Annotated in this window: 12 protein-coding genes; 2 read left to right on the top strand and 10 right to left on the bottom strand. The window is 64.8% G+C overall.

Features of this window, described 5'->3' with window-relative positions; genetic code table 11:
* Window positions 1–10 precede the first annotated feature (10 nt).
* The 8 genes from C3E77_RS13660 to C3E77_RS13695 form a co-directional block, all read right to left on the bottom strand.
* A complete protein-coding gene (locus C3E77_RS13660) occupies window positions 11–844 on the bottom strand; it encodes a carbohydrate ABC transporter permease (RefSeq protein WP_108392336.1) in 834 nt (277 codons plus the stop codon).
* Entirely contained in the window at window positions 831–1,766 is a 936-nt protein-coding gene (locus C3E77_RS13665; protein WP_108392338.1) for a carbohydrate ABC transporter permease, read from the bottom strand. Before C3E77_RS13665 ends, C3E77_RS13660 begins: the two co-directional genes overlap by 14 nt.
* Window positions 1,767–1,826: 60 nt before the next feature.
* Window positions 1,827–2,129: a hypothetical protein gene (locus C3E77_RS13670; RefSeq protein ID WP_162925016.1), complete on the bottom strand. Its 303-nt coding sequence runs from the start codon at window positions 2,127–2,129 to the stop codon at window positions 1,827–1,829.
* Window positions 2,130–2,208: 79 nt separating this feature from the next.
* Window positions 2,209–2,538: a hypothetical protein gene (locus C3E77_RS13675; RefSeq protein ID WP_108392342.1), complete on the bottom strand. Its 330-nt coding sequence runs from the start codon at window positions 2,536–2,538 to the stop codon at window positions 2,209–2,211.
* Between the two features lie 141 nt (window positions 2,539–2,679).
* Window positions 2,680–3,744 carry a hypothetical protein gene (locus C3E77_RS13680; RefSeq protein WP_162925017.1) on the bottom strand — a complete coding sequence of 355 codons (1,065 nt, stop codon included), beginning with the start codon at window positions 3,742–3,744 and terminating at the stop codon, window positions 2,680–2,682.
* Window positions 3,741–5,189 carry a CCA tRNA nucleotidyltransferase gene (locus C3E77_RS13685; RefSeq protein ID WP_108392346.1) on the bottom strand — a complete coding sequence of 483 codons (1,449 nt, stop codon included), beginning with the start codon at window positions 5,187–5,189 and terminating at the stop codon, window positions 3,741–3,743. Before C3E77_RS13685 ends, C3E77_RS13680 begins: the two co-directional genes overlap by 4 nt.
* A 159-nt stretch (window positions 5,190–5,348) precedes the next feature.
* A complete protein-coding gene (locus tag C3E77_RS13690) occupies window positions 5,349–7,880 on the bottom strand; it encodes an AAA family ATPase (protein WP_108392348.1) in 2,532 nt (843 codons plus the stop codon).
* Window positions 7,881–7,976: 96 nt separating this feature from the next.
* Window positions 7,977–8,216 carry a hypothetical protein gene (locus C3E77_RS13695; RefSeq protein ID WP_234031217.1) on the bottom strand — a complete coding sequence of 80 codons (240 nt, stop codon included), beginning with the start codon at window positions 8,214–8,216 and terminating at the stop codon, window positions 7,977–7,979.
* A 95-nt stretch (window positions 8,217–8,311) separates the two neighbouring features.
* Between C3E77_RS13695 and C3E77_RS13700 the strand changes: the two genes are divergently transcribed.
* Both C3E77_RS13700 and C3E77_RS13705 read left to right on the top strand, forming a co-directional pair.
* Entirely contained in the window at window positions 8,312–9,820 is a 1,509-nt protein-coding gene (locus tag C3E77_RS13700) for a SulP family inorganic anion transporter (protein WP_108392352.1), read from the top strand.
* 148 nt (window positions 9,821–9,968) lie between these two features.
* Window positions 9,969–10,265 carry a hypothetical protein gene (locus tag C3E77_RS13705; protein WP_108392354.1) on the top strand — a complete coding sequence of 99 codons (297 nt, stop codon included), beginning with the start codon at window positions 9,969–9,971 and terminating at the stop codon, window positions 10,263–10,265.
* A gap of 41 nt (window positions 10,266–10,306) precedes the next feature.
* On the opposite strand, the gene C3E77_RS13710 is transcribed toward C3E77_RS13705, so the two are convergent.
* The gene (locus tag C3E77_RS13710) at window positions 10,307–10,915 is read right to left on the bottom strand and encodes a hypothetical protein (RefSeq protein WP_108392356.1); all 609 of its coding nucleotides are present in this window, start codon (window positions 10,913–10,915) and stop codon (window positions 10,307–10,309) included.
* A 96-nt stretch (window positions 10,916–11,011) separates the two neighbouring features.
* The gene (locus C3E77_RS13715) at window positions 11,012–11,755 is read right to left on the bottom strand and encodes a response regulator (protein WP_108393384.1); all 744 of its coding nucleotides are present in this window, start codon (window positions 11,753–11,755) and stop codon (window positions 11,012–11,014) included.
* Window position 11,756: the final 1 nt, after the last annotated feature.

Here is an 11,756-nt window from a genome sequence, read left to right on the forward strand (position 1 = left end):
GGTCTTTCTCTTACTTGAATCCGGAGATCGTGATGGAGCGGACGACCTGCTTCTGGAAAATCAGGAACAGCACGACCAGAGGGACCAGGGCGAGCGTCGTCGCGGCCATCACGAGAGTCCAATTGCCGTTGTACTGAGACTGGAGGCTAGCAGTTGCTACTGTGATCACCCTCCAGTCGGGTCCCGTCGTGATGACGAGGGGCCAGAGGAAACTGTTCCACTGGCTGACGATCGTGATGAGGGTGAGCGTCGCGAGAATCGGTTTCGACAGAGGAACAATGATGCTGCCGAGTATGCGCCAGTGGCCGGCCCCGTCGATCCTGGCCGCATCCACAAGGTCGGTGGGAATTCCGCGAAAATACTCGCGGAGCAGGAAGATCGCATACGGGCTCCCGAACATGAACGGCAGCACGAGGCCCCAGAACGTGTTCCGAAGGCCAAGCTCGACCATCATCAGGTACAGCGGGATGACCAGCACGATGTTGGGAACCATGAGGCCGGACAGATAGGCCCAGAACAGCACACGACGACCAGCAAAGTCGATGCGCGCAAAGGCATACGCCGCGAGCACCGAGAACCCCAGCTGGAAGACGACGATGACGGCCGTCACGGCGACGGTGACGAAAATCGCATTGCCGAATTCGGCTGGGCCGGTCAGCAACGTCACGAAGTTGTCGAGCAGGAAAGGCGCGGGAGCCGTCAGCGACCCGTCACTCGCGAACTGGCCGGGCGACTTGAAGGCGGTCAGCACGCTCAACAGGAACGGGCCGAGCGTCACGACGGCCGCGAGGGTAAGAACGACGTAGGCGCCGATCGATGTGAGAACCCGGCTAGGAGAGGTCATAGGTCGTCCTCTTGCCGAAGTAGAGCTGCTGGCCGAGGGTGATCGCGACGAGCACGACGAGAAGAACAACGGCCATCACCGCGGCGTGACCGAGGTCGAACGTTGAGAATGCCTCGCTGTAAATGCGGGACGCGACGACGTCCGTCCTGCCGTACGTGCCAGCATCCGTCACGACAAACGGTCCACCGCCGGTGAGCGCATAGATCTGGTCGAACAGCTGAAAGACGCTGATCACGCTCGTGACGAGCACGAAAAAAGTCGTCGGCCTGAGCAGCGGCAGCTTGATTCGGAAGAACGTCGCGACCGGGCCAGCCCCGTCCATTCGTGCAGCGTCGAGGATCTGGGTGGGGATGTTGAGCAGTCCCGCCATGAAGAACAGGGTGATGTAGCCGACGTTGGACCAGATGACCACGGCGGCAACGGACGGGAGCGCAAGGGCGGGATCGCTGAGCCACTCAATGCGTGTACCGATCAGGTCGTTGAGCAGCCCATCGGTCGGGGCGAGGATCCAGCGCCACACAATGCCAAGCGCAAGCGGGGCGCATACCCACGGAAGAATGTAAATGGTGCGGAAGACGAGGGAACCGCGCAGGCCTCGAGTGAGCAGCAGAGCGGCAGCGACCCCGAGCACGGTCTGAACCGGAATCACGATGACAACGAAGAACAACGTCACGGCGAGCGAGTTGTAAAACGTGGGGTCGCTGAACACGTCACCATAGTTCGCCAGACCGGCCGGTGTGATCGGGGAGAGCAGATCCCAGCTCTGGAAACTCAGCCAGAACACCACGAGGATCGGCAGCACAAGAAAAGCGACGAGGCCGAAGAGGCTCGGAGCGAGCATCGAGTACGCGGCGACGTTGTTCCTGCCGCGATGAGTCCTGCGGCGGGGCGCTGGCGCGCCTTGCGGCAGTATTCCGGGCATCCGTCAATCGTAAATGCTGCGGTCGGGTCAGCCCGACCGCACGCGACGGATGATGCGGCGTCAGTCTTCGGGAATCACCGGATTATTACCTGGCGTCGCGTGGGGCAGGTCCTCCTCGACGTCGTGTTCGACCGATGAGATCGGGTTCCCCGGGGTCGTCCGGTCAACGTCGTCGTCGACGTCATCGGTGCCCGAGAGCGGATTTCCCACCGTGGCGTGGAGTTCGTTTTCTTCGGCGAGGTGTTCCGGATCGTCAATGGGATCACCCGTCGTCGTGTAATCCGCACCCTTCTCGTCCGCGCCGTATTCCTCCGTTGGAATAGTTGGCTTCACCCGGTCGTCCGGGTCGTGTGAGTTAGTCATGCTGCAGACACTACGCGCGCCGGGAAGCGAGCAACAGGGGCTTCTGCAGCGCTGACACTCGACCCCGGGCAAGCCAGCGTCAGTGCGCGCCCAGCTTCTCCGGCAACACCACGTCGAGGAGCGAGCGGAGGCTCCCGTCGAGGGTGAGCTTCTGCGAGACCTCGACGGCCCGCGCCAGGTCCGGTCCGGTCAGCGCGACGTACACCGGCTCGACATGGTGCACGAATCCGATCGCCGCACCGTTGAGGAGAACCTTCTCGACGTCCTGCCCTGCGTGCTTGAGGTGAAGTTCAACGTCCCGCTCCACCGGGTCGTTCTCCAGCTGGATGTGAACAAGCCAGGTGGCTGTCTTTGGTTTGCGACCGAGTGTGCTCGCTGTGTCGATTCGCTCGGCGGTGGTGATGCGCATGAGATCCTCCTGACATACGTACGCTGCGTTGAGTACGCTCTCGACTCTCAAATTAGGCGCGGAGTTGCCGGGGAAAAAGGGCTTGACAGGCGAAGCCCGTGCGCTGCACGCAGCTGAGGCCCACAGGCATCCTGCGCGCGGTCAGCCGCCGAGGAAGCCCGCAGCGACAGCGGCGAGAAGGCAGACAGCGTAGGTGACGAGAACAATGACCGTGAGGTTCGGGGTCGGCAGGCGTCGCCCGCCAGCGGCGACGATGTCGGTTCGGACATCTCCGACCCGCTCGTCCCGATAGTTCACCGTCCGTTTGTACGCGCCCTCGGCAATGGTGTCGATGATCCGCCGGATGCGCTCCCACTCCGCGGCCTCAGCCAGGGCGAATGGTCGTGGCCGGTAAAGGAAGAGTCTGTTGTCGACGACTTCGATGTCGAAGTCACGTCCTTCGTCAATGAGGACCGCCATCAGGTCAGGGGTGAGCAGGTACAGCGCGTCACGCTCGTATCCTGGCGGACAGGTCATCCGGAAATGACGGCTGAAGTCACCCTCGAGCGCAATGGCGCCCTGCCCCGAATACGGGTTCTCGAGCTCACGTCCCCGCAGGCCATGGTTCGAGAGCGAGTCAAGGACAATGTGGGGGAACCGTCGGGGCAGTTCGACCGCGACATAGCCCCACACGTGCTGTTCAGCTCCACCCTTGGGCAGGTTCTTCAGGTAGGAGAGGTTACCGACGCTCCACCCCGCCTCGACGCCAAAGTCGACGACGTCGGAGGCGCGCCTCCGGTCGCCCCGGGGAAAGAGCATTCCGGCCAGCTGCGGCGTCGGCGTCGCGGCTGTGTATCTGGCACCATTTTGCTCAGCGAAGTGGGCGATCCGGTACCTGTCGCGCCACAGCCGGGACCCCCATCGTGGCCAGCTAAATCTCCCGACGATGAGAGTTGAGCCGAAGACGAGGAACGCCGAGACGAGGGCGACCACGACACTGGTCACGCTGATCCCATTGAGGAGGACCAGCAGGCCGACAAGAGCGCTGAGGACGCCGAACACCGCCATGCCGATGACGGTCAGCCATCCTCGGAGACTCGGCGCGGTCGGGTCCAGCCGCGGCACCCCGGCCGCGATGGACGTGTGACGAAACGAGCGGAGGTCGGACCGGCTCACCGGCTCACCGAGTGCTCTCAGGTCGAGCGCGGTCGCCTCCGCGCCGCTCACGAGCTCGCGTTCCGGAGCGCCCACCACTGGCGAAGACGACGCTCTGCTTCCTCCGCGCCGAGCGGCCCCTCGTCGAGGCGCAGTTCCAGAAGCCACGTGTAGGCCTCGCCAACCTCGCGGCCCGGCTTGATCCCCAGAATCCGCTGGATCTCATTGCCGTCGAGATCGGGGCGAACGGATTCCATCTCCTCACGTTCGCGCAGGTCGGCAATGCGAGCCTCGAGGTCGTCGTACGCGAAACCGAGGCGGTCTGCCTTGCGGCGGTTTCGTGTGGTGACATCCGCCCTCGTGAGGATGTGCAGCCGTTCGAGCAGGTGACCGGCATCCCGCACGTAACGGCGGACAGCCGAGTCGGTCCAGGCCCCGTCGGTGTAGCCGAAGAACCGGAGGTGAAGCTCGATGAGGCGGGAAACGTCCTTGACCGTGTCGTTGTCGTACCGGAGCGCGGTCAGCCGCTTCTTCGCGAGCTTCGATCCGACCATGTCGTGGTGGTAGAAGCTCACGGCCCCACCGGGCTCAAGCCGACGCGTCGCGGGCTTTCCGATGTCGTGCAGGATGGCCGCGAGTCGCAACGTGAGGTCGGGCGCCTCGCCCGGGTGCCGTGCCTTCTCGTAATCGATGGCCTGCTCCAGCACGGTGAGCGAGTGCTGGTAGACATCCTTGTGGTGGTGGTGCTCGTCGATCTCCAGCCGCAACGCCGGAATCTCAGGGATCACGATCTCCGCGATGCCGGTGTCGACGAGGAGCTCGATCCCCGCCCGCGGCTTGTCGGTGAGCAACAGTTTGGACAGTTCGCCCTGCACCCGTTCGGGAGATACGATCCGGATGCTGTCAGCCATATCGCTCATCGCCGCGGCCGTCGCCGATTCAACGGCGAACCCCAGCTGGGCGGCGAAACGTGCGGCACGCAGCATCCGCAGTGGGTCATCTCCGAAGCTCACCTCTGGAGCACTCGGGGTACGCAGGATTTCAGCGAGCAGATCTTCGACGCCACCGTACGGATCCACGAGGACCTTCTCGGGAACCCGGAAGGCCATGGCGTTGACAGTGAAGTCCCGACGGTGAAGGTCGTCTTCGAGGTTCGTTCCGAACGCGACGACCGGCTTGCGGGTGACGCCGTCGTAAGCGTCGGCGCGATAGGTCGTGATCTCGACGGTTTCGGTCACGCCGTTCACCGTGACGCGCGCGCCGATCGTGCCGAAGTCACGACCGATGTCCCACTGGGCGTCAGCGATGGGTTTCGTCACGGCGAGAATCTCATCCGGCGATGCGTTGGTGGTGAAATCGAGGTCGGTCACCGGGCGACCGAGCATGGCGTCACGCACCGGGCCGCCGACGAGCGCGAGTTCGAATCCGGCCGCCGAGAACGCGGTAGCCACCTTCGTCACGACCGGCGATGCGGCAAGTTCCGACAGGCGTACCAACGACTCAGCCATGCTCACCATGGGTTCAATGGTACGGGGGCCGGTGGCGTCCGATGGACGGTCTCGCTTCGCTCTTCCGGCGGCTTGAGCGACGCGCCATCGGTGTTCAAGCTGCCCCACAAGAACACCGACAGACGCGTAGCTACAGAGATAGTGTGTCGGAGCTGCCCGCACCGCACACTAGGGGGCATCCCTAGTCAGGGATTTCTCAGCTTGCGTCGCCGGAGGATTCTGCTCTCCATCGATCAGGTTCCGGATTCCCCGCCGTGAGGTCAAATGGAGCTTCGCGAGGACATTGCCCATGTGGTATTCGACGCCCTTGACGGTGACGAATAGCCGTTGGGCTACCTCACGGTTCGTGAGTCCCTGGGCGGCCAGGTGCGCAACCTCACGCTCGCGCCCGCTCAGCACGCTCAACGGATCCTTGGGAGGCGGCGACGGTCGCGAAGGGACCGCGGCCTCCTGGGCGAGTTCGAGCCACCACCCTCGCTCGACCTGCGCGCGGGGATGCTCCGTCGCGAGCGCCTGCCTGGCGATGCGTACGACGGCGGCGCGGTCACCCCTGGCCCGCGCAGCGACAGCCTCAACCAGCATGGTGAGGGCGGTGTCGACGGCGGGTCGCGAGAGATCAGCCTCGGGGATCAGGATCTCCGCTGACTCGAGCTCACCACGCGCCGCCGGTACAAGTGTGGCCACAACGTGGCAACTCCCGTACGTCCACGAGCCACCGAAGTCGTCAGCGAGCGATACAGCGACCGCCGCCGTGGTCGCCGCGTCATCCCAGCGCCCCTGTCTGAACTGGGCCAGCGCAAGTTCAATACGCCCGAAGGGCGCGAGCGCTGGATTGATCGCGTCCGTCAGCCGGATCCCCAGTTCGAGGTCCTGGATCGCCTCATCGAGTCGACCCTGCTGGCGGCGAATGCCGCCGCGAATCACCAGCATCAGAGCGTGGCGTGGCTCGAATCCCGACTGCTCCCCCTGGCTGATGTGCTCGGAGATCTCTGTATCAACGGGTTCCTCGACGCCCGTGCGCCACCTCGCCAGTGTCTGCCAGGTGAGCGCGATACCTTCCAGGTCGTCGAGGTCGAGGCCTCCGATGGACTCGGGAGCGTCCACAAGTGCAGCTCGCGTTCTCCCAACCTCGGAGATGACAGCGTCGGATGCCTGACAGGCGAGCTCGAACCTGCGCGCTTCGATCTCCAGGTAAGCGATTGAGCCATTGGCGAGAGCCACGAGCGCCCTCTCTCGCAGGGTCACCGGCCGGCAGAGCGCCGCACGGGAGAGCATGGTCCTCGCCGACGAGATGTCTCCCACCGCGTAAAGCGCGCTGCCGACGAAAAGATCACGCTCCGGCCCGGCGGGGAGGTTGCTGAACTCTGACATGGCCGGTACCAGGAGGTTGAAGTGCTGTGTCGCGATGGCGGAAATACCAGCCCTGACGAGTCTCTCGTGCCGAGCGGCGAGGGACCCGGACACCGACGATCCCCACCGAAGGTAACGCACAGCCCTCGCCGCCTCGTGGTTCCGGAGTGCCTCTTCCGCTGCCGCATCGAGTGTCCTCGCCAGTGCCTCGTCGGGGCCGGGCGCTGCCCTCACCCGGTGACGGAGGCCCCGATCGCCTCCGACGACCATGGCCGCGGCATGGTGCAGTTCCTGTCGCGACCTCTCGGAGAGCTCAGCCAGCACGGCGTCACCGACCCGCTGGTGGTGCAGACGCAGCCCGAGAGGCCCGTCCCCCTCGACGGCGTCGATCATGCCGGAGAAGATCGCCTCGTCAATGGCCCCCATCGAGACGGACGGCGCCCCCAGGTGGCTCGCGGCCGCCATCACCAGACTGGCACTGACCGAATCCTCGAGCGTGGCGACCAGGTGCACGACCCTGCGCGCGGCAACCGACATCCGCTCCATTGCCTCCCTGGTGATGGAGTCGAACCCCGGCGCGAGCGCGAGCGCGCCGTCGCCCAGCCTGCGCTCGAGCTCGACGATGACGTCCGGGGCGCCCGCGACGCGGTCCAGGATCGCACGGATGTGGAGCGGGTTGCCGTCGGTCGCTGCGACCAGTCGCTTGGCCGTTCGGCGCGGCAAAGAGACGTCGAGTACCGTCCGGACGAAGTCGATGACGTGGTCCGGCGAGAGGCCGTCGACCCCGACGCGGATACCGGATTCGCCATCGAGCGCGAACCTCCTCAACTGGTCAAGGAGATCAGTGGCGACGGGTCGGGCGGCCACGATGACCAGCAGCCGGTCATGAAGCGACCGGCGAGCGGCGAACCACAGTGCCCTCGCCGATTGCTCGTCAGTCCACTGCACATCGTCGATGGTGATGATCGCCGGGCCCACGCTTGCATCGACGACGGCGAGAAGCGCGGCACCCGCGACGAGCGCGGACACGTCCTGCTCCACCCCGCCGGCCAGCACAGGCGGAAGCACTGACTGGTCGAGTGTCGCGAGCAGCTGATTCAGGACACCGTACGGCAGTGTCCGTTCGTGGGCATCCGCTACGGCGTGGCGGCGCGGCCAGTCCGGCAACGCCGCGAGAGCCGCCCGAAGAAGTGCCGTCTTGCCAAAACCGGATTCGCCCTCGATCAGCACGAACTTCGCTCCGCCCTCAACCGTGGCGGCTGTCCCCACTATCGCATCCAGCTGGCGGGCGCGCCCGAAAAGCACCGGTGGGGTCGGCAATTTTGCTCGATCGGGTCGCACATCTGACATGAGACTCCAACGGTAAACGCGAACAGGTTGTGTCACCACCCCACGTACCGGTGTAGTGCGCCGAACATTTGGTGCGTACTGTGACGGACTTACCGGTCAGCGCACAAGGTACCAACGGCCCTGATCACGAGCGGTCACCGTCCAGCTCAGGGGCTCAGCGATGAGCCCGGTCTGTTCCACCACGTGACCGCCCACACTCAGCGCCTGACCGGCATCCTCGGCGGCGAACCGCACGACGATACGGGGTGAGCCTGCGACGACGGAGAGATCGGATGCTTCGACCACGACGAGCTCAGCCGCGGCGGCGGCGGCTCGAGGGAGCACGGAGTCGGGCATCACCCCCGGGGCCAACCTTCCCACGCTGATGGTCACACGGTAGGAGGGCATTCTCCGAGCCTAAGGCCCGCTGCCCAAGCGCATACAGTTGACCGGTGCCCTCAACACCATCAGCCGCTGGCCCGGCGCGCTCCGGCGCTCCCCTTGCCCCGACGGTTCTCGCCACCCTCAGGAACCCCAAAGCCCTGACTGTCGAAGTACTCGCCGGCATTGTCACGACGCTTGCACTCATCCCCGAGGTGATCTCGTTCTCCGTGATCGCGGGCGTTGATCCGAAGGTCAGCCTCGTGGCATCCGTCGTGCTCGCGATTTCGATGTCGTTCCTCGGCGGACGACCGGCGATGATCACCGCAGCGGCGGGAGCAGTCGCCCTCGTTGTCGCTCCGCTCGTCAAGGACCACGGAGTCGAATACCTGTTGCCCGCCGTCGTACTCGCCGGCCTGATCCAGGTGCTCTTCGGCGTCACCGGCCTCGCCCGTCTGATGCGATTCATCCCCCGCTCGGTGATGATCGGTTTCGTGAACGCCCTCGGCATCCTCATCTTCACGGCACAGGTGCCCCACCTTCTCGGCCAGCCGTGGCTCGTCTATCCGCTGTTCGCGCTGACCATCGTCATCGTGCTCGTCCTGCCGAAAATCACGACAGCGATTCCGGCACCGCTGGTGGCAATCGTCGTCGTGACGGCGATCACCATGATTGCCCACCTCACGGTGCCCACCGTCGGCGACGAAGGCGACATCGCCGGGGGCCTTCCCGGGTTCACCGCGCTTCTCGTCCCCCTCAACCTCGAGACACTCTCGATCATCTGGCCGACGGCTCTCAGCGTTGCCTTCGTCGGTCTGATGGAGACACTGCTCACGGCCAAGCTCGTCGATGACATCACCGAGACGCGATCGGCGAAGAATCGCGAATCCTGGGCACTCGGCGTTGCGAATATCCTGGCCGGTTTCTACGGCGGCATCGCCGGCTGCGCCATGATCGGTCAGACCGTGGTGAATGTGAAACTCGGCAGGGCACGCACGCGGATCTCGACCTTCGTTGCCGGTGCTGTGCTCCTTCTGCTCGTGACGGTGCTCAGCGACGTGATGGAGCAGATCCCGATGGTGGCACTCGCCGCTGTCATGATGATCGTCGCCATCAGCACGGTGAACTGGCACAGCGTCTCACCGTCAACGCTCAAACGGATGCCGATTCCCGAGACTGTCGTGATGCTCACGACGGTGCTTGTCGTCGTCGTCACGCACAACCTCGCCGTCGGCGTCGCCGCTGGCGCCGTCCTCGCCATGGTGCTGTTTGCGCGCCGGGTCGCGCACGTCGTCCGCGTCTCGAGGACCGTCTCGGACGACGGCTCGAGCGTGCGTTACGCGGTGAGCGGTCCGCTCTTCTTCGGTTCGAGCAATGACCTTGTCGAACAGTTCTCCTACGGCCAGGACCCGGCCGAGGTGATCGTCGATTTCAGCGCGTCGCAGATCTGGGACGCGTCGACGGTCGCGGTCCTCGATTCGATCGAATCCAAGTATGCGGCGCACGGTGCGACAGTCCGGTTCGTCGGGCTCGACGACAGATCGACGACCTTTCACCAGAACCTGACCGGGCGGCTCTGACCCGGCGTTCTGGCCCGACGTCTCTGGCCCCGCGAGACCGAGCGGCGAAACGCCGGAATGTACACCGAATGAGGCGACAGCGGAAGAGCTGTGCGCTTTGCACCGCCGGTGGGTAGCCTCGGGGCATCCGTCTATGAAAGGACCCGTCATGACCGAACAGCACCCCACCGAAAACGGAAACGACACGCTTCCTGAGCTCCCCGACCAGGGTCAGCGCGACGGTAACTACGAAGAAGCCAAGAACGCTGACGCGGCCGACCACTCGTCGCTCGAGACCCCGCCGACGGACGGGACAGGCCCCGACGGTGCTGCCGACACAACCAGCTCGGATGATTCAGTGGACGGGGCAAACGATCACGGCGGATCGAAGCCATCCGGCCAGTCCGGCAACTACAGTGCCGCCGGATCCGATGCGGTCGACGAGACGGTGCCCGTCCAGGATTAGACGGACCTGAGGAGAGCCGCTCTCCTCAGGTGCCCAGGCCCTCAGGACTGACTCGGCCCGAGGTCTGCGATGTCCTTGTGGTGGCGGACGAGCGGAAGCTGCACGGCATTCGCGTCGTCCAGGTCGCTCTTCCGAAGAGGAAGAGCGACCAGTGTCACGATCAGGAAAATGATCACGGTGCTCGCCGCCATCGGCGGAAGGTCAGCGAGGAATGCAGCGACCGGCCCATCGAAGACCGCGAGAACCGACCCGCTCAGATCGGTCACCGATGCCGTCCATGCCGCGGGGCTGACCAGGTCACGCAGCGCGACGGTACCGTCGCCGACGTCGGCCACCCGCCCGACGGCAACCGACGACGGTGTGGTCGCCGTGCGGACCACCACCATCTGCCCGATCTGCGGATCCCCGGCCGCCGGCGCGATGATGGCGATGCTCCTGGCTGTGTCGCTGATGGCGCCGTCAATTCTCAGGGTGCGCTGACCCGTCACCGCCGTCCAGAGGGTTGGCACGATAAGCAGCAGCATGAGTACGATGATCGCTCCGCGCCGAAGCACGATTCCCACGTGGAATGCGGACTCGACGGGTGTCTCGGCACTCGCGGACGCGAGGTACCCGGCATCTGTAACCGTCGAGGAAAGTCGGTTGGTCACGGGTCTCCCTCGATGCCTGGCTTCGTCGGGTGCGGACGTACGCCGGGCATCCGTAATTGTGGCGGTCATCAGTGTTTAAGCCACTGGGGTCATGCCCTAGGTTTCAGGTATTGGCGCGGCAATTGTCGGCGACGCGGTCGCTCCGGAAGACGTATCGTCCGTAGAAAACCTGTATCCCATCCCCGGCTCGGTGAGCAGGAACCGCGGCCTCGATGGATCCGGCTCGATCTTCTTGCGCAGTTGCGCGATATACAGTCGCAGGTACCCGGTGTCGGTGATGTGCTCTGAACCCCAAATGTCGCTGAGCAGGCTCTGACGGGTGACGAGCTTCCCTGGATTCCGGACGAGAAGCTCGAGGACCTGCCACTCGGTGGGGGTGAGTCGTACCGCCTCGTCACCGGTGGCGAGAGACCGGGTGACGCTCCGGGACGCGAGATCGATGGTGATGTTGGCGATCCGCGTCACTGGAACGGATTCCTGCGATGGCACCCGACGTGTGAGAGCTCGGATTCGGGCGAGCAGTTCGTCGATGGAGAAGGGTTTGGTGACGTAGTCGTCGGCACCGGCGTCGAGCGCTTCGACCTTGTCGGTCGCCCCCGTGCGTCCCGACACAACGAGGATTGGTGCCTGCGTCCATCCCCGCAGCGCCTGGATGACCTCGATACCGTCAAGTTCCGGCATCCCGAGGTCGAGCATGAAGATGTCGGGACGGTGCTCGATCGCCGCGTTGATCGCTTCCACTCCGGTAGCGGCGGTGACGATGTCATAGCCGCGAGCCCTCAGGGTGACTCGAAGGGCACGGAGGATCTGCGGATCGTCGTCGGCGATGAGAATCTTCATG

Origin of the sequence: Mycetocola zhujimingii (genome assembly GCF_003065425.1) — a bacterium.
Classification (GTDB): domain Bacteria; phylum Actinomycetota; class Actinomycetes; order Actinomycetales; family Microbacteriaceae; genus Mycetocola_A; species Mycetocola_A zhujimingii.

Excerpts from the sequence above, each read along its gene's own strand:
- C3E77_RS13690 (WP_108392348.1), bottom strand. The coding sequence starts at position 7,880 with ATGTCAGATGTGCGACCCGATCGAGCAAAATTGCCGACCCCACCGGTG.
- C3E77_RS13715 (WP_108393384.1), bottom strand. The coding sequence starts at position 11,755 with ATGAAGATTCTCATCGCCGACGACGATCCGCAGATCCTCCGTGCCCTT.
- C3E77_RS13660 (WP_108392336.1), bottom strand. The coding sequence starts at position 844 with ATGACCTCTCCTAGCCGGGTTCTCACATCGATCGGCGCCTACGTCGTT.
- C3E77_RS13695 (WP_234031217.1), bottom strand. The coding sequence starts at position 8,216 with ATGCCCGACTCCGTGCTCCCTCGAGCCGCCGCCGCCGCGGCTGAGCTC.
- C3E77_RS13670 (WP_162925016.1), bottom strand. The coding sequence starts at position 2,129 with ATGACTAACTCACACGACCCGGACGACCGGGTGAAGCCAACTATTCCA.
- C3E77_RS13665 (WP_108392338.1), bottom strand. The coding sequence starts at position 1,766 with ATGCCCGGAATACTGCCGCAAGGCGCGCCAGCGCCCCGCCGCAGGACT.
- C3E77_RS13675 (WP_108392342.1), bottom strand. The coding sequence starts at position 2,538 with ATGCGCATCACCACCGCCGAGCGAATCGACACAGCGAGCACACTCGGT.
- C3E77_RS13685 (WP_108392346.1), bottom strand. The coding sequence starts at position 5,189 with ATGGTGAGCATGGCTGAGTCGTTGGTACGCCTGTCGGAACTTGCCGCA.
- C3E77_RS13705 (WP_108392354.1), top strand. The coding sequence starts at position 9,969 with ATGACCGAACAGCACCCCACCGAAAACGGAAACGACACGCTTCCTGAG.